At 39.4% G+C, this 17,999-nt stretch carries 12 protein-coding genes; 6 read left to right on the top strand and 6 right to left on the bottom strand.

Going from position 1 to position 17,999, the window contains the following annotated elements:
- Positions 1–12: 12 nt before the first annotated feature.
- From prfB to QX565_RS07905, 5 genes are all read left to right on the top strand, one after another.
- Positions 13–1,132 (top strand): peptide chain release factor 2 gene (prfB, locus tag QX565_RS07925; protein ID WP_122201095.1). Its coding sequence is split into 2 segments (ribosomal slippage): positions 13–75 and positions 77–1,132, totalling 1,119 coding nucleotides; the frame shifts between segments, so codons are not numbered across the junction.
- A gap of 72 nt (positions 1,133–1,204) precedes the next feature.
- The gene (locus QX565_RS07920) at positions 1,205–1,339 is read left to right on the top strand and encodes a hypothetical protein (protein ID WP_002558839.1); all 135 of its coding nucleotides are present in this window, start codon (positions 1,205–1,207) and stop codon (positions 1,337–1,339) included.
- A gap of 141 nt (positions 1,340–1,480) precedes the next feature.
- Positions 1,481–2,539, top strand: a complete 1,059-nt coding sequence (locus QX565_RS07915) for a porin (protein WP_122201094.1) — start codon at positions 1,481–1,483, stop codon at positions 2,537–2,539.
- Between the two features lie 333 nt (positions 2,540–2,872).
- The gene (locus QX565_RS07910) at positions 2,873–3,340 is read left to right on the top strand and encodes a CYTH domain-containing protein (protein WP_025867090.1); all 468 of its coding nucleotides are present in this window, start codon (positions 2,873–2,875) and stop codon (positions 3,338–3,340) included.
- Between the two features lie 50 nt (positions 3,341–3,390).
- Positions 3,391–4,686 (top strand): MgtC/SapB family protein, encoded by a 1,296-nt coding sequence (locus tag QX565_RS07905; RefSeq protein WP_025867089.1) that lies wholly within the window; start codon positions 3,391–3,393, stop codon positions 4,684–4,686.
- A 181-nt stretch (positions 4,687–4,867) separates the two neighbouring features.
- Here the strand turns inward: QX565_RS07905 and QX565_RS07900 are convergent, their stop codons facing one another.
- The 5 genes from QX565_RS07900 to QX565_RS07880 all read right to left on the bottom strand — a co-directional run bounded on the left by QX565_RS07900 (position 4,868) and on the right by QX565_RS07880 (position 13,676).
- A complete protein-coding gene (locus tag QX565_RS07900; protein WP_025867088.1) occupies positions 4,868–5,860 on the bottom strand; it encodes a DUF5689 domain-containing protein in 993 nt (330 codons plus the stop codon).
- 28 nt (positions 5,861–5,888) lie between these two features.
- A complete protein-coding gene (locus tag QX565_RS07895; RefSeq protein WP_195348727.1) occupies positions 5,889–8,633 on the bottom strand; it encodes a carboxypeptidase regulatory-like domain-containing protein in 2,745 nt (914 codons plus the stop codon).
- A gap of 15 nt (positions 8,634–8,648) precedes the next feature.
- Positions 8,649–9,683, bottom strand: a complete 1,035-nt coding sequence (locus tag QX565_RS07890; protein ID WP_289292326.1) for an endonuclease/exonuclease/phosphatase family protein — start codon at positions 9,681–9,683, stop codon at positions 8,649–8,651.
- A gap of 11 nt (positions 9,684–9,694) precedes the next feature.
- Positions 9,695–10,888 (bottom strand): DNA/RNA non-specific endonuclease, encoded by a 1,194-nt coding sequence (locus tag QX565_RS07885; RefSeq protein WP_025867087.1) that lies wholly within the window; start codon positions 10,886–10,888, stop codon positions 9,695–9,697.
- A gap of 85 nt (positions 10,889–10,973) precedes the next feature.
- Positions 10,974–13,676: a DUF5689 domain-containing protein gene (locus tag QX565_RS07880; RefSeq protein ID WP_195349692.1), complete on the bottom strand. Its 2,703-nt coding sequence runs from the start codon at positions 13,674–13,676 to the stop codon at positions 10,974–10,976.
- 1,086 nt (positions 13,677–14,762) lie between these two features.
- Between QX565_RS07880 and QX565_RS07875 the strand changes: the two genes are divergently transcribed.
- Positions 14,763–17,303, top strand: coding sequence for a TonB-dependent receptor (locus QX565_RS07875; protein ID WP_195348725.1), 2,541 nt, complete (start codon positions 14,763–14,765; stop codon positions 17,301–17,303).
- 82 nt (positions 17,304–17,385) lie between these two features.
- Here the strand turns inward: QX565_RS07875 and QX565_RS07870 are convergent, their stop codons facing one another.
- The gene (locus tag QX565_RS07870) at positions 17,386–17,811 is read right to left on the bottom strand and encodes a hypothetical protein (RefSeq protein WP_002558849.1); all 426 of its coding nucleotides are present in this window, start codon (positions 17,809–17,811) and stop codon (positions 17,386–17,388) included.
- Positions 17,812–17,999 lie beyond the last annotated feature (188 nt).

Genomic DNA, 17,999 nt, shown 5'->3' with positions numbered 1-17,999 from the left:
ATTGTAAATCAAATGATTACTATTGAACAACTTAAAGACGTGAAAGAGCGCACTGATGCGCTGAGGAGGTATCTTTGACATCGACGGGAAGAAAATTCAGGTCGAAGAAGAACAATTAAGAACACAAGCTCCGGGTTTCTGGGATGATCAGAAACGTGCCGAAGCACAAATGAAGAAGGTGAAGGACTTGCAGAAGTGGATTGCAGACTATAATACAGTCAAGACACTGAGCGATGAGCTGGAACTGGCTTTCGATTTTTATAAAGACGAACTTGTTACCGAAGCAGAAGTGGATGAGGGTTATGCCAAAGCACTGGAAGCTGTAGAGAACCTGGAATTGAGAAATATGCTCCGTGGCGAAGCCGATCAGATGAGCTGTGTTTTGAAAATAAATTCCGGAGCGGGTGGTACAGAGAGTCAGGACTGGGCATCTATGCTGATGCGTATGTATCTGCGCTATGCCGAAACGAATGGATATAAAGCAACAATTTCTACCTTGCAGGAAGGCGATGAGGCAGGTATTAAAACTTGTACAATTCAGATAGAAGGTGATTATTCTTACGGTTATCTGAAAGGTGAAAATGGAGTACATCGCCTGGTGCGTGTTTCGCCATACAATGCCCAGGGGAAGCGTATGACTTCGTTTGCTTCCGTTTTTGTTACTCCGCTTGTGGATGATAGCATTGAGGTTAACATCGAGCAGGCACGTATTTCATGGGATACTTTCCGTTCGGGTGGAGCCGGTGGTCAGAATGTGAACAAAGTAGAATCGGGAGTTCGTCTACGTTACCAGTTTAAAGATCCTTATACTGGTGAGGAAGAAGAAATTCTTATCGAAAACACCGAAACACGTGACCAGCCTAAAAATAAAGAGAATGCGATGCGTCAGTTACGTTCTATCTTGTATGATAAAGAGTTGCAGCATCGCATGGCTGAGCAAGCGAAGGTAGAAGCCGGAAAGAAGAAGATTGAATGGGGATCACAGATACGGAGTTATGTGTTTGATGATCGGCGTGTGAAGGATCATCGTACTAATTATCAGACTTCTGACGTAAATGGTGTGATGGATGGGAAGATTGAGGATTTCATCAAAGCCTATTTGATGGAGTTTTCATCGGAAGAACAAAATTAATTTCCTTATCCTTCGTTGGATTGAATAATTATTCTTAGCTTTGTTAGCGTTGAACTTTAAAGCTAAAAACATATGGGTAAGAATAAGAAAAAAGTAACACACACAAAAAAGGAAGAAGAACAAGCCAAACGGGTTATTAAGATAATTTCAGTAGGACTCGTTATTCTGGCATTGGCCATGTTAATTGGATTTTCTTTCTTAGGATGATTTTATTCATCACAGATTATGTAGATGGTTTTCTGCATAATTTGTGATGAATTCTTTTTTGTAACAGCTTTGTAGCTCATTTGTCATAACGATGTACATCTATGCAGGTATCTTTGCGGCAAAATAAAGATTTTGACCGGAATGAGGAAACTGACTACAGCCATAGCTGGTTTATTACTTGCTATGATGGCTTTTGGACAAGTGAATGAAGAAGTTGTGGATGGCAAGAAGCTGAATAAAGAAAAAATGGAACTGCATGACTATTTGCCAGCCATCCATGGTACTGTTCGTGCTAAGTATGAGTATCAGACAGTTACAAATGAAAGCCGTTTCCAGGTGCGTAATGCACGTTTCAGCCTTACGGGCAATGTACTTCCTATTGTTGCTTACAAAGCAGAAATTGACTTATCAGATCAGGGTACTATCCGCATGTTAGATGCCTATACCCGTATTTTTCCGGTGAAACACCTTGATTTTACAATCGGACAGATGCGTGTTCCCTTTACAATTGATGCCCATCGCTCTCCTCATCAACAGTATTTTGCAAATCGTTCTTTTATTGCCAAGCAGGTGGGAGATGTGCGTGACGTAGGTGCTACGTTGGCCTATACCCGAAAAAATGCTGCATTGCCTTTTATCCTTGAAGGAGGTTTATTCAATGGTTCGGGACTTACTAATCAAAAAGAGTGGCAGAAGACGTTGAACTACTCCCTAAAAGGACAATTATGGTTTGCTAAAGGCTGGAATCTCACTTTAAGTACACAAATGATTAAACCGGAGGCTATACGTATCAACATGTATGATATCGGTATCTATTATGAAACAGACAAATTTCACATTGAAGCCGAATATCTATATAAGAAGTATGGTCACAGTTCTTTTGATGATGTACATGCTGTTAATAGTTTTGTAAACTATGATCTGCCATTGCACAAATTCTTTCATAAAATGTCGTTTCTCGTACGCTATGATATGATGAATGATCATAGTAACGGACTTGGAATGGACGAAACAACCCGTCGTCTTCCCATTACGGATTATGCCCGTAAGCGTCTTACCGGTGGGCTTACTTTTAGCTTTTCCAAGGCTTTCGTTGCCGATATCCGGTTGAATTATGAAAAGTATTTTTATAAAAAGGGTGGCATTCCTAAAGATTCGGAGCAAGATAAATTAGTTATCGAATTTATGACGCGGTTTTAGAGAAGTACGTACTCTTGTCTGTTTAAAGTACGTGTTTTTGTGTATAATAAGTACGTATTTAACTCACCCTTAAAATACTATTTTCTGACAGTATAAAGTGCATGTTTTATCAACAAAGTATAAATGATTTAATGGTTGAAAACCAGTATTTTATCTAAAAAAAAGAATATCTCTGACTTTTGTTACCATTTTAAATTGGAAAATACCGAAAAGATAGTTGCGATTTTGACAAATAACTTTTAGATACAATTATAACCTTACCACCTTACCGTTCTATCACTTTATCACCCTATAACTCTATCACCTTATAACTTTTATTTCTATCTTTGCAGCATGGCACAGGAGATAGAACGTAAGTTTCTCGTTATCGGAGATTTTAAATCACAGGCTTTTGAGCAAAGTCGTATTGTACAGGGGTATATAAGCAGTGCCCGTGGACGGACGGTGCGTGTACGAATTCGTAACGGTAGAGGGTATCTCACTATCAAGGGAGCCTCTAATGAATCCGGAACCAGCCGCTATGAATGGGAGAAAGAGCTGTCTTTGCATGAGGCAGAAGAACTAATGAAACTTTGTGAACCGGGGGTAATTGATAAAACCCGCTATTTGGTTCGTAGTGGTGAACATATTTTTGAAGTCGATGAGTTTTATGGTGAAAACGAAGGACTTATTGTTGCAGAGGTGGAACTCAATGCTGAAGATGAGGCTTTTGTGAAACCTTCTTTTATCGGACAGGAAGTAACAGGAGATGTTCGTTACTATAATTCACAGTTGATGAAGAAACCATACACAACCTGGTAACGCTAACAAAATAATCTGTATATTTGTTCTTATTATTAAAAGGACACTGTATGGAGCAATTATATAACTATCTTCCGCGTGAACTGGTCACTTTTATTCTGGTGACTTTGTTTTCTCTTCTTATCGGTCTTTCCCAACGTAAAATCAGTCTGAAACGAGAAGGAGAGACGACTCTTTTCGGTACTGACCGTACCTTTACCTTTATTGGTATATTGGGATATTTACTCTACATTCTTGATAAGGCAGATATGCGTTTGTTTATGGGAGGAGGTTTGATACTGGGTATCTTGCTTGGTTTGAATTACTATGTTAAGCAATCTCAGTTCCACGTATTTGGTGTGACCACCATCATAATTGCTTTGATCACTTATTGCATTGCTCCGATAGTCGATACGCAGCCTTCGTGGTTTTATGTTATGGTTGTTGTTACCGTATTATTACTGACGGAATTGAAGCATACTTTCACCGAATTCGCCCAGCGTATGAAGAACGATGAAATGATTACCCTTGCCAAGTTTCTGGCTATTAGTGGTATCATTTTGCCCATGTTGCCTGATGAGAATATTATCCCGGATATCAACCTGACTCCTTATTCCATATGGCTGGCTACTGTGGTCGTTTCCGGCATTTCATATCTGTCTTATTTGCTGAAACGTTATGTGTTTCGTGAGTCCGGTGTGTTGGTTTCCGGCATTGTAGGGGGGCTTTATAGTAGTACTGCCACTATCTCTGTTTTAGCGCGTAAAAGTCGTAATATACATTCCGGTCAGGCAACAGAATATGTTGCTGCTATGTTGCTGGCAGTTAGTATGATGTTTTTGCGGTTTATGATACTGATCTCTATTTTCAGTCGTGAGATATTTCTGGATATTTATCCTTATCTCCTTATCATGGCATTGACTGCGGCAGCTGTTGCATGGTTTATTCATTCGCGAAGGAAGAAAACAGATGTCACTGAAAATGTGGATGAGGATGAAGACGGTAGCAATCCGCTGGAGTTTAAAGTAGCATTGATTTTCGCTGTGCTGTTTGTTGTGTTTACCGTTCTTACGCACTATACGTTGATTTATGCAGGCACGGGAGGGTTAAACCTTCTGTCGTTTGTTTCGGGTTTTAGTGATATTACTCCTTTTATTCTGAACTTATTGCAAAGTACAGGTACTGTCGCTGCGTTGGTGATCACAGCTTGTAGTATGCAGGCTATTGTGAGCAATATTATGGTTAATATGTGCTACGCATTGTTCTTTGCCGGGAAAGGGAGTAAGCTGCGTCCCTGGATATTGGGAGGATTCGGTTGTGTGATAGCGGTAAATGCGGTGGTATTATTAATATTCTATTTCTTGTAACCGATTGATCTTTTTATAATAAGAAAGTCCGGATGAAGCTTTTAACATCATCCGGACTCTTTTTATGATGGCTTTGAATAGGTTTCACCACAGAGTCACACAGAGTTTTGTCGAGTTTTTTATTGTAAATCAGATAAATAGTACTCTGTGGAACTCGGTGTTACTCTGTGGTGAGTTCGATTCAAAATTTAATATCATTCATACTATTAACCAATAACTGATATTTAATGTAATTACCCTTTTTGGCTGAATATTTTGTATAGATTGCTGTGATATCCCCTTTTTGACCATTTTGGGGTAACGGTTGAAGTGCGAAGTTGGCATAACCGCTTACGCGTACAATGTAGTTACCCGATGAGGTCGAAGTTCCTCCAAAAGAGAACCAGGATGAACCGTAATAACGTTGATTATTGTAGCTATAAGCATAAGTGGGTGTCAAGCCTTCACTCTCATAGAATTTATTGGTATAAACAGCCTCTGTTTGTCCTCCCGGATAGGTAACCTCCAGAAACTGAGGATATGTATCACCATCAAAAGTGCCGGCTTTATACTCCAAACCTTCAAAACGTACTAAACGTCCTAAAGCATCATCCGTAAGTTCTTTTTTGTAATTGGTTGCATTAACCACCAGTGTGTCTGCAGCAGTTAATTCTCCCAAGGCTCCTGGGAAAATGTGTGCGTTGACCAGAAGCTGTGTTTCCAGGTTACGGTTTGCATAACCCTTGGCAATGTCAGTAGCAGTAGGCATTCCTCCTACGCTTAACATATAGCGATAACTACCAATGGCCAATCCTTTGGTTTTTACAAAAATCTCTTGTCCCGGATGATAGAACACATAGTTACTAACCATCAGTTTGAGTTCGATGGCCGATTCGGATTCTTCATCGTAAATATATACTGATTTGTAAACGTTACCAGCCTGATCACTTGAGATTACTTTTCCATGTATTACATAATCTTCTGTTATTTCAAGCGTTTTGGCCAGACTTGTTTCACCACTACCATATACATCATAGAACAGTTGTTTGAAATCCTTGATAGAAATAATCTTCTCATTAGAAAAATCCTCTTTCGTCCATACTTTTGCAGGAGCAGGATCGTCAAAGTCATTGTAGCAGCCAGTGAAACTCAACACGACTGCTGCAATCATACATATTTTTACTATTTTGTTCATAGCTTTCATTTTTTATTCGTTACGTCATTTAGAAGCGGAAATAAATATTCATATAATAGGTCGTACCGAACATATAGAAATATTTCGAGTCGAACGGTTGATAAGTCTGATAGTTCTCATCTTTGTTCTTGAGCAAACGAATCTGTTCGTATCCACCGGTCTTAATATCTTGGTTGTTGAGCAGATTCTTTACTTCCAGGCTGAATCCAAGTGTGTACGCACGGTTAATGTACCAGTTCTTACCTACACTTGCATTGAATACACAAGCTGAATTGAATTTCTCCTGATGGCGCAACTCACGGATATCTTCTGCTGACATGTTACGTGATAATACAGCGTCTGTACGGTAGAGAGGACTCATAGACAGATACATATTATTATAGTAGTTCATATCAACGGAAGCATAAATATTATTACGGCTACGATAAGACAAACCAATATTCATTGCTGTCTGAGGGGTACTTTCTACACGGAAATTTTTCCAGTAAACTTTACCTTCATTTTTAATTTCTCCACTGTTATCCTGAATCTGTACATAATCGGGGTTAGAGTCGTAAGTAAACTGTCCCCAGCTTATAGCACCGTTCAGAGCCAATCCGGCATACAGAGGTATGGATGCGGCAACTTCCAGACCAAAGTGCTGCTTATCAATACCGCTCATGGCAAAGTTGGAGAAAGTAGATTCTACATCGTCATAGTAGGAAATAACCTTCGACTGATCCATGAATTTGGTATAATAGCCTGATACGCGTGCTTTAAAATCACCCCAACGGAAGTTGTAAGATGCATCTACACCAAATACTTTTTCTGCCGAGATACCCGGAGTAACTGAATTACGTGTACGGGGAGATACGAATGCCGACTGGAATGCCGGAGCATCCTGCATATAAATAATGCTGGCCTCAATGGAGTGAGCTGCCGAAAATTTATAATTGAAGTTGGCTTTCAGCTTATAAGTCAGATAGTTCAGCTTTTTAGAGTCACCCTGTGAATCATTTGGGAACAATCCTTTTTTCCATAAACCATGACGCCACAAAGTAGAATGCCCGATTTCACCGCCAAGATTTATACCAAGGCCTTTGAAGTTCGTTTCATACATTGCCCAGGCGCGTGCGGTGAGGTTGTTTCCGTAATAGTCATAACTGTATTTATCACCTTCTTTTGCTGCGCGTGCATGCCCATATTTCTCATAGTAGTCCATATCGTTCTGATAAGGAATAGGATTGAGACCACCCATGTCGCGTTCTGCAAACTTATCCACATCTACCCAGTAATCACCGCCTAACAAATCTTTTACTTCGCTGTAATATTCGGTACGGTTACGGCGTAAGTTCACTCCCCCATTAATTTTAGAGCTATTACGGAGAATGTGGGAAAACTGTGTGTAGAAATTCCAGTCCAACTGATCGGTATGGCGTTCTTCAATCATGTTGATGGCACGACGTCCGGAACCATACAATGAATTTTCCGGCTGGTTGCGGTTGATGTCATACAATTGGTCCCAATTGATGTGACGGATATTGTCTGTATTGGCACGCCATGCTTCATCGAGCCATGCACCTATTTCCGTACCATTATAAAAGCTTGGCAGATAACGGTAGTAGTCGGGGCGTGGGTCCGGACCGCCGTACCAGGTTAATGCAGAATAACCATTCTGGCCAAATCGCAGTGAACTGGCAACGTTTAATTGCGAACGATCATTAATATCAAATGTGTAATTAAGCATTGCAATGGGTTCGTGATAATTACGTACGCGTGCATTGCGGCGTTTACCATCCTGCCATCCCCAGTTTGGGTTGTAGTAATTGTTTCCTACCAAGTCATAGGCTTCCTGAGTGGATGCTTGTTGTGCTCCACGTTCTGTAGGAGCACCTAAGATGGTTAATCCAAGACGATGCTGAGGATTAAATTGTTTCTCAATAGAAGCAAAGTATCCGAAAGCGTTATAGTAAACACCGTCTACATAAGAATTACCTCCCTGACGGGTTGATACGGAGAAGGCATAGGACCAGCCATTGTCCTGTTGACCGGATGAATAGGTCACCATTCCGCGAAAACGGTACATGGAGTTACCATTTACTACACTTGCGCGCAAGCCTTTACGCATCTGTGAAGGGCGGGTATTGATATTAGTTGTACCGGCAATACCACCGATTCCCATATCCCCCATATTCAGTCCGGAAGTTATCTCCTGGTTACGTGTTGCGTCATTCAGACCGCTCCACAATGACCATGGAGTATATCCTGTCATTGCATCATTGAGCTGAATTCCGTTCATGTAAACGTCTGAATATTGAGAGTCATAACCACGGACGTTGAATCGCATTTCACTGAATTTATAAGATGCAATGTTGTTGAAGACATCTTTTGATGCAGACAATGACGAAGGCAATGATTGTGCATCTTCAAGTGTTTCGGTATCGAACTCTGTAAAGATGGCATCATCCATCATCGGAGTAACGTTATCAGGAACCATCACCACATTATTGATATCTCTTATCATCTTGTCTACACGAACAGCGATGGTGAGTGATTCGAACTCTGCAGCTTCAAAGGTAAGAGAGTATTCACCTTTTGCTAAATTTTCAATCTCAAAATTACCTGTAGCATCGGTCTTTGTCGTCACGTCTCCCGGTGTCAAGGTGACCTTTACACCGTCAATAGCCGCACGTGTAGTACGGGAAACGACCTTACCCTTGATACCACCATACTGCGCATAAGCGGTTAGTGATAACAGAGATAATACCATAATTAGGAATGTTTTTATTCTCATAAATATTAAAGATTTTTATTTACCTATATAGATATATACGGGGAAGTGGTCGCTATAACCACCCTGGAAATTATTGCCTACATACGTGCGCAATGGATATCCTTTAAACTGCCCCTCTTTTTGTATCATGTAACTTTGTTTGAAAATATTGCCATAGAATTTAGAACCGGGAGCCCTTTGAAGCTTAAGTTTGCCGGTAGAACCTGTGGCAAGATTCTCTGTCACTACGATATTATCGAAAATGTTCCATGCATCGCCATAAGCCAATGTTCCAAATCCTGCTTTAAGCATATCGGCATAAGGATCATAGAGGTCTCCTTCTTTGAGGTCTTTTAATTTGAATTTTGCTCCCAACCCTTGTGCAATACTCTTGTCTGTAGGATCATCATTAAAGTCGCCCATTGCTATCACTTTTGTGGCCGGATTAGCTCTCAACACTGAGTCTGCAATGCTACGCATCTGTTCTCCTACCGCAATCCGTTTGAATTCGGAAGCTTCTTTGCCTCCCAGACGTGATGGCCAGTGTGCTACCATAAAGAAGAACGGTTCATTTTCGATGGTTCCCCACATGGTGAGAATATCACGCGTCTTGAAGTTGGGCAACGAAGGAATGACTGTTTTCACCGGATACTGCCCTTCTATTTTAAATACGTCAGGACGATACAGGAATGCTACATCCACTCCACGTGCTTCGGGAGAATCGAAGTGTGCGATTCGGTAGTTACCCGGAGCAAGCTTAGGAGTAGCGATAATATCCTCTAATACGCCACGGGTTTCTACTTCTGAAACACCAATTACAACCGGATAATTCTTATCAATGGCAGCGATGTCAAAAAGCACCCGTTCGATATTACTGAGCTTCTTGTTATATTTGGTTGTATTCCATTTTTTAGGTCCTTCGGGAGTAAACTCGTCATCCAGAACTTCAGGATCGTTGATCGTGTCAAAGAAATTCTCGATGTTGTAGAAAACTACTTTATAAGGCTTCTGTGCGAAACTGAACGAGATCAGTAACACAAAGAAAATTGAAGGAATTAATAGTTTTTTCATACGTCAGAATATTAGTTGATTCCCCATTGTGTAGGGTTGTTTTGTTGTTTTACAGTTGCTGATACTTGTGGGAAAAACGTGAAACCTGTTTTTGCTTCAATATCTGCTACTGATGTACAAATAGACCGGGGAGGTTCAATATTACCATAAGGTTTCTGTTCCACCCAGAATCCGATAGAGATAAGTTCACTGTCCGAACAATCCTTGATAGCCTTACCTGTCGAACCACTTTTGGTGCGCAACAGAACTTTATAGTAGTTCGTTGGAAGTGATACTACATTGCCGGCTCCGTCAAATGTGGTTGCATTGGAATTAAAAATGGCACCGGTTACTACATATAAAGTATCGGAGCATTTGTTTCCACGGACCCTGGCTTCGAGCTTTGCCCACATCTTTTGATTCAGTTCATCTAATTGTGGAGTCATATTCGACATATAGAAAGTTTGAGCATTCAATTCATCAGTAGCCAAACGATCTGCCGATGGTAATTGGTGTCCACGATCATAGGATCCTCTGTATGATTTATCTACGCAGTTTGCTTGGTAAGCAATAGGAATGATGGGATCAAAAGCCCATGCGTCTGTACGTTTGACATTTCCTAAATAGGCATTATGTATTGGATATGCTACCCATAATGCAGCTTTCTTTATCTTATCGAAACAGATAGAGTAATTACGAACTTTTTTATTGTTGCTTAGTGGACCGTAATGTGTGACGTATTGATAATTCGCATTCTCCTTAGGTGCCGGCAGTTCTGCCCAAGCTCCGAATGGCGGTAAGTTTTGTTGCGATTCGGCAAGTTGTATCAAGGTGAAAGTCTGTGCTTCTCCTCCCGCAAAGCGGAAAGAGATTTTGGCTTCACGTTGCTCTTTTCCGGTATTGCTTTTGTAGTATACATATAGTACATTAAGTCCACTGTTTACTACACCGCTCTTGGTAGAATTCGTATAGTCTTTACTACTGAATGCACACCAGGTATTTCCTTCGACAACGTCTGCGTCCCACTCAATGCCTGTTGTTCCTGTTATGATGATTGCCGAAGAACCCTCGGACGAACTTACTGTCGAAGATATTTTCCAGTAAGCAACATTCGGCTCTTGTGATACTTCCGGATCATCACTGCCACAGGCTCCTGCACACAGCATTAATACTGTGAGTAAGGTGGTGTGTATTACAGCTGTATAATATTTATGAATTGATGTCATTTAAATTCTATTTTCCTTTTGGGACAAGTAACTCTTGACAGCCAGATGCTAGCAAGAGTTACTTAAATGTCTCAAAGTTGTTAGATTATTTTTCGTATACTACAGTTATTTTTGAAATGTACAGTGCACCTGTCTTATCATTCTTAATCGTGAAATGACTAAAATTCCCACCAGAAAAATCAAATGTCGGGTTAAACTTATTTCCACTTTCAGTGATCGCTGTAGTTAATGCATTCGCTTCTGTTCCTCCATATACGGTGAATGCAGGAGTGTACTGGTAGCTCTCACTGGATGAGTCTCCCAATGATAGGGTAATTGATTTTATTTTACCCAAAGGGGTATTGTTGGTGATCAATCCTTGATTGGTGGCGGTAGAGGCATGGCCTTGCATTTGTATCATACCAATAATGCTCTCCGGAGTTTTTCCGATCATTAATCTGGCTCCGGCAAATTCAATTCCACCATCATTCCACGTATACCATGTAGAAGGCGTTGCTACAGCCTGGCTACCATATCCTGAATTATTCAAAGCCAGATCACCAGATTTCTTCTCTACAATTTGTGCAGATGTCATCGTCAATGTTGTTTCATTACCACTAGAAACTCCGGCTACGGTAACAGGAACTGTCACACTGTTGGCACCCGAAAGTGAGATTGTTAAAGTTTGAGTGACAGCGTTTGTACTGGTATTTTCGTTAGCTTTGACAGTTACTGTTGTACCGTTTACGTTAGACTCCAGAATACCATCGAGCCCTGTTGTTGTAATCACACTACTTCCCTGATTTATTACATTTACAGTAATTTCTTTAGTTCCTCCTGTGGAAGGAAAGCTTACCACAGTTGGGCTAACAGACGTAATGGCTGGCTCTGTAGAATCGAATGCTTTTACATCATCCAAATTACGTGGCATTAACTGGCCATTGCTCTTGAATATAGATACGATACCTGTAATCGGTTTACTGCCGTTTGTATATGGTTTACCGTCGAAAGATGTTGCACCTTTATTGATGTATACAGTTAATGAACTGCCGTTTACTTTGAATGTATGTGTAGAGGCAGCATCTGTTTTCTCTTTCCATATTCCGGCTGTTTCAATTGTTACATTCTTTACAGTAACAGGCATACAAACGTAGGAAGTAAGTTGATCTATAGAGGTAAGTTCGATTGGTTCTACCAGATTACCACTTGACACTTTTTCAATATCTGTAACGCTGAAACCTTCCACTTGCGGAACATCGTAACGTTTATAAATTCCTGCTACACCTTTTTGCAGATTAACTCTAAGCTTATCACCTAACGAATATTGGGTAACATCAATTTTATTATTATAAATAGAGAGCGCATTACCTGCCGTTTTTGTTCCTTCTGTCATAAGATAAAGGGTACCATATGAGTAATTTTTGCCAGCAGGATCACCGCACACTATACCTTCAATAACGTAATCCTGATCTACTGGAACGGCTGCTGAACCACTTGTCATCTTTTTCACTAAATCACCGATGCTGATTTGTGTGTAAGTCGTTTCCATTGCTACAAATGTTTTAGGCTCACCATATATATCACCGGAAGCCGTCACTGCATAGGCACGGAAAGCATATTGAGTATCTTTGGTCAGGTTTGTAAGGGCTACTGTCCATGGGGTAGCTGTAGTAGTTGCTTTGGTCTTAGCTACTTTCGTCCAATCAATATCGGTTACAGTGCCTGTACTAAACTCTGTATATTGCACGCCTACTTCTGTTAATGCAGAAGGATCAATGTTGGCAATAGAGCCACCCACTGTTGCAGTGGTTTCAGTTGTATTAGTTGCATCAGCTGTAAAGACGGTTGGTACAGACCCATTTTCCAAGTCGATTTCTTGACCTCCCTGCCCTGTTGCAAGAGTGACGTCATCTATTGAGAATACGGAAGCTTGATCTACTATAAATTTGATATAAAGAGTGGAGCTTGGATTCTTTAGTGTAAAGTTAGAAGTTACAAAGACCCAACTGTCGCTTGCATCTTTAGTTGTGAATGTTAGTGCATTAGACCATGTTGAACCATCAGCGCTTACAAAGAAATGTAATAAATCAGGTTTAAATTCATTGTCTTTTGAATTGAATTCATAATAAACACTACCAAACGTCAGCATCAAGTCAGTTTGTTCCTCTGCTAAAGTTATCTTTTTAACAATAAAGCTGGGATTAGCGCCGAAAAATAATTTTCCTTTACCAGAAGCACCTTCATATCCGGTACTGGTACTTCCATTATTACGGATTGAGGCTCCTGTACCTTCATATTCTACGTTTGTAGAACCATTTCCTGATTTATCCCATCCGGTATACTCATCTACGTAATACCATTTGCCATCCGATTTTGGCTCACCAACACCAAATGTTTCTTTATAAATAAGTACGGAAGGCTTAATATTGCCACTCTTAATTTTCACCGTTTCTGTCATCAATGGACCTACTTTATTTGAAATCTGGATTTCAATGCTTGCTTCGTCATTGATATTTTCCGGGATACTAACTTGAATCGTTGCAGAACCATCTCCTTCAGTTGCAGAAAGAGTTACCCAGGATTTGTCATCTTTTACGGTTGCTGTCCAATGGCGATTGGTCGAAATCTCAAAAGATGATTGGCTGCCTTCGGCAGGAGTACCGTCTGTAGTAAAAATCAGATTTGTTGGAGAGACTTCCAGATAGGGAGCCTCGGTGTCGTCATTATCGTCAACACAGCTCACAAAGGCCGTTGTGGCAATTAAGAGCATTGTTCCAAAAAACAACTTCAGAAAATTTAGATTCTTCATTGATGTTTAATAAATAAAAGTTAATATTGTAGGCGTTTTTAATTTAAATTTTCGCCGTAAAGCAAACAAAGATATATTATTGAGATGAATAAACAAAGCTTAGCTATCTTATTTTATATTACATTTTGGTTAAATTTTTGCCTCTAACCGCGGAAAAACTTACATGAGTATGTCAAATTGATAGCTGTTTACCTCTTTTAATTACTTTCATTTTTAAATTAAATAACAAATTACAGTTTTAATTGTTTAGAAAAACTTTAAAAATACTTATTGCTTTAATTTTGCTTGACCTATATTGATTTTATTTATTGTTTTCAGAATTCTGTATATGTTTGATAAAAAACTTACAATACTCAGTTGTAGTTTGTACCCTAGATTGATGATATATAAGTAATGTTAATATGGAAATTGATCCATACTTGTTGTTATTTGAGAATTTGAAAAAGAATTAATGTATGAGAATATATCTTATTTGCTGATAAAAAAATAGAACAAATATTATTGCTTTTAAATGGCTGAAAATCAGTGTGGTAAAGCTGCTTATTTTTCTCTACGAGAAACGACTCGAAACTCTACGAGGAACGGTCCGAAACTCTACGGAGATCGGGGCGATTCTCTACGACAAACAGATCGGATGTTTGTAATGTTTTACATTGCTCGCTCCGGGTTGGGGGAAAGTTGTCTTTTTGTGTAATTAAAAAGTATTGCTTGGATGAGGTCGATTTTTTTTAAGTACAGTTTTACTGTATAAGATTGTACATTTTTGTATGGCAAGAGTGTACAATCTTGATATGCAAAAGTGTACATTCTTATATGATAAAAGTGTACATTCTTGTAGTTGTTGATTATCAGTGTTTTATAGTGAGTGTTTTAATCAAATCTCCTGGTTTACTTTACAAGTCTCGGTTTCTTGTGTATCAGTTATTTTCTAAAGATGTATTCTTTGATATCTTTTCAGCTCTCTTTTTACTTTCTTAACTCCGAATGTTTCGTAAGAGGAAATAAACTGCCTATTTTTGTCGCAACACTATAAACAAAGACTATGACATCTGTCTTAGTAAACTATAAATTAGAACCGACAACAACATGAAAAGCAAGTTACTACCATTATTGATGCTCTTTATTGTATCAAATGCAGTCTATGCACAAAACACGACATCTCCTTTTTATACACTAAAAGGCGTACTTCTTGACTCTTTAACTCTGGAAGGTGAACCCTATGCTACCATTAGGATTGTGAAAAAGTCGCAGCCGGATAAGGCAGTAAAGATGGCAGTTACCGATATGCAAGGAAAATTTCAGGAAAAGATTAATGCTGTGCCGGGTATTCATACGATTACGATTACCTCTATAGGAAAAAGTACTGTGATTAAAGATTTTGAGGTGAAAGTGAATGAGAAGATTATTGATTTGGGCACTTTGTACACTTCGGAAGCCACCAATGAACTGGGAAGTGTTGAGATCGTTGCGCAGAAACCGTTGGTGAAAGCTGATATAGATAAAATAGAGTATAATGTGCAGGATGATCCGGACTCTAAAACCAATACAGTACTGGAAATGTTGCGTAAAGTCCCTTTGGTAACGGTGGATGGCGAGGATAATATTAAAGTTAATGGTAGTAGTAGTTTTAAGATTCATGTGAATGGGAAACCGGATAACATGATGAGTGACAATCCGGTGGATGTTCTCAAAAGTATGCCGGCCAATACGATCAAGCATATTGAAGTAATAACAAATCCCGGTGCGAAATATGATGCTGAAGGAGTAGGCGGTATTCTTAATATCGTAACGATAGGAGGGAGTGGATTTAAAGGATATACGGCAACTTTTAGTGGTAATGTAAGTAATACGGGAGGTGGTGGAAGTTTGTACACTACTATAAAAAAGGAGAAACTGACCCTTTCTGCACGTTATAATTATAGTGCTAACAATAATCCTCGTAGCTATTCAAGTTCTACTCAGCGGCAGAAACAGGAGTCTGCCAATAAGGAGACGGTAATTTTGTCTGATGGTTCCAATAAAGGAAAAGGCAATTTTCAGAGTGGTAACCTGGAGGCAAGTTATGAGATAGATACTCTGCGTCTGGTAACAATGGGATTTGGTATGTATGGAGGCAATAATGATAGCAATGGATATAACGAATCAATAATGAGAAATGCTGATCCGGCTTCTTCGGAAAGTATTTATTATTCATACAAGAACGATAGTGAAAGTGATGGTTCGTGGTATTCTATCCGTGGGAATGTCGATTATCAGCGTACATCAAAAAAGGTAAAGGAGCGTATGTTCACCTTATCTTATAAAGTGAGTACGCGCCCTCGTACCTCTAATTCAAAATTAGGCTATACCATTAATCATGTTGAACCCGATTGGGAAGATTATGTGAATACTGTTCTTGATGGACATAGCTCTGATGAAAAGCAGAATAGTTCGGAGCATACTTTTCAAGCAGATTATACGACTCCGATAGCTAAAATACATACGCTTGAAACAGGTGCGAAATATATTATTCGCAATAATAAAAGTGATAATAACCGTTATGACAAGGTAGGTGAATATGATGCGGACCGCAGTAGTCACTACAAACATCTGAATGATATACTGGCCGCATATGCCGGGTATGCTATTAAGGTGAAGAAATTTTCGGGCAGGGCCGGTATACGTTATGAACGTACTATGCAGGATGTGAAATATACAGAAAAACCGGAAGAGAGTTTTAATGTGAATTTTGATGATTTTATACCTTCGGCAAGTTTGGGTTTTAAAATTACAGAAATGTCGAATGTCCGTGCAGGTTATAATATGCGTATCTGGCGACCAAGTATCTGGTACTTGAATCCGTATTTGAATGATGCTAATCCATCTTATATAAGTCAGGGAAATCCATCGTTGGAAAGCGAAAAGAGCCATTCTTTCAATATTAGTTATAGTAATTTTACGCAGAAGTTTAATATTAATATGGCGTTGAACTATTCGTTCAACAATAATGGTATAGAGCGGATAACAACTCTGATGAATGATAATGATATTCCTGGATTGAAAGAACATACCGGTAAGGAGGTACTTTATTCTACTTATCAGAATTCAGGTAAGAATAGCAGTCTTGGATTAAGTGGTTATGTAAACTGGAATGCTTCGCCTAAAACGCGTGTTTATATGAATCTGTGGGGAGATTATTCACGCATGGAGAGCCCTTCTCAGGGATTGAAGAATAGTGGGTGGAATTTATTTGCATACGGTGGTGTGCAGCAAACATTGCCGCTGGAGATCCGGCTGAGTGTAAACGTAATGGGAAGTACACCTTATGTCTCTCTGCAAGGCAAGGGAAGTAGTTATTATGACTACAGTATTAGTGTGAACCGCTCTTTTCTTAAGGAGAAGCGTCTGACAGTGAGCGCTTTCGCCGGAAATTTCTTTAAGAAATACATGACGAATAAAAATATGGTGAACGGAGATAACTTCTGGCAGGAGAGTTCCTACCGATACTCTCGCCAGCGTTTTGGTATGAGCATAAGTTATCGGATTGGTGAGCTGAAAGCCAGTGTGAAAAAAGCTGCGCGTACCATTGAGAATGATGACGTGAAGGGTGGTGATGGCGGCGGTGGCGGCCAAGGTGGAGCAAATTGAATAACAGAAAAGCCTGCATTTTTTCGAAAAATGCAGGCTTTTCTGTTTACGCTACAATCCTTCTGATAGAATCAGGTAATAATTACATATCCTGACTCATCTTATTTTGTGGAATGCACGGAGCGTGACTCTGTTCTTCTTTCTGTATATTTATTTTTTTTGCCATTTCAAATTTTACTTTCAACTCCGTCTTTTCTTCTATCAACCGTTCGATTTTTAAATCCTTTTCCCGTAGATATTGAATTAATTCCGCTAATGATGGACTGTTCTCTGTTTTCGTAGTTGTTTTTTGCTTGATCATCTCTCCTTTTCCGGTTATTAACCATTCTGCATCGACCCAAGTAAATGTTTGAAGTATCTTGGCCAAAATATCAAATCCAGGCTTATTTCTCCTTTGTACAACTATTCCTCTAATTGTTTGATCTACAACGCCTATCTTTTTCGCAAAAGAAGAGACATTCAGATCTGAGTAGTTTATTATTTCTTGTAATCTATCAATTATATCCATACTATATTAAAAAAATAATCAATTAATTGTTTTGTTATATCAAATAAATGTTTGATATTTGCGCCGTAATAGGGCTATGCTACGGCTAAATTACTAAAAAAACGGCATTGATAATACATGTCGTCCAACTTTTAAATGATTGATGAGTAGCAGTTTGGGAAGAATTTACACAATAGCGACATATACGA

This window comes from Bacteroides sp. 41_26 (assembly GCF_949740115.1).
GTDB lineage: Bacteria > Bacteroidota > Bacteroidia > Bacteroidales > Bacteroidaceae > Bacteroides > Bacteroides nordii.
Note: the sequence above shows the minus strand (reverse complement) of the source record. Positions and strands in the feature narration are given on the sequence as shown.

Coding starts and splice junctions, on each gene's coding strand:
- QX565_RS07905 (WP_025867089.1), top strand. CDS start 3,391: ATGGAGCAATTATATAACTATCTTCCGCGTGAACTGGTCACTTTTATT.
- QX565_RS07895 (WP_195348727.1), bottom strand. CDS start 8,633: ATGAGAATAAAAACATTCCTAATTATGGTATTATCTCTGTTATCACTA.
- QX565_RS07915 (WP_122201094.1), top strand. CDS start 1,481: ATGAGGAAACTGACTACAGCCATAGCTGGTTTATTACTTGCTATGATG.
- QX565_RS07885 (WP_025867087.1), bottom strand. CDS start 10,888: ATGACATCAATTCATAAATATTATACAGCTGTAATACACACCACCTTA.
- QX565_RS07870 (WP_002558849.1), bottom strand. CDS start 17,811: ATGGATATAATTGATAGATTACAAGAAATAATAAACTACTCAGATCTG.
- QX565_RS07880 (WP_195349692.1), bottom strand. CDS start 13,676: ATGAAGAATCTAAATTTTCTGAAGTTGTTTTTTGGAACAATGCTCTTA.
- QX565_RS07900 (WP_025867088.1), bottom strand. CDS start 5,860: ATGAACAAAATAGTAAAAATATGTATGATTGCAGCAGTCGTGTTGAGT.
- QX565_RS07890 (WP_289292326.1), bottom strand. CDS start 9,683: ATGAAAAAACTATTAATTCCTTCAATTTTCTTTGTGTTACTGATCTCG.
- QX565_RS07910 (WP_025867090.1), top strand. CDS start 2,873: ATGGCACAGGAGATAGAACGTAAGTTTCTCGTTATCGGAGATTTTAAA.
- QX565_RS07875 (WP_195348725.1), top strand. CDS start 14,763: ATGAAAAGCAAGTTACTACCATTATTGATGCTCTTTATTGTATCAAAT.
- QX565_RS07920 (WP_002558839.1), top strand. CDS start 1,205: ATGGGTAAGAATAAGAAAAAAGTAACACACACAAAAAAGGAAGAAGAA.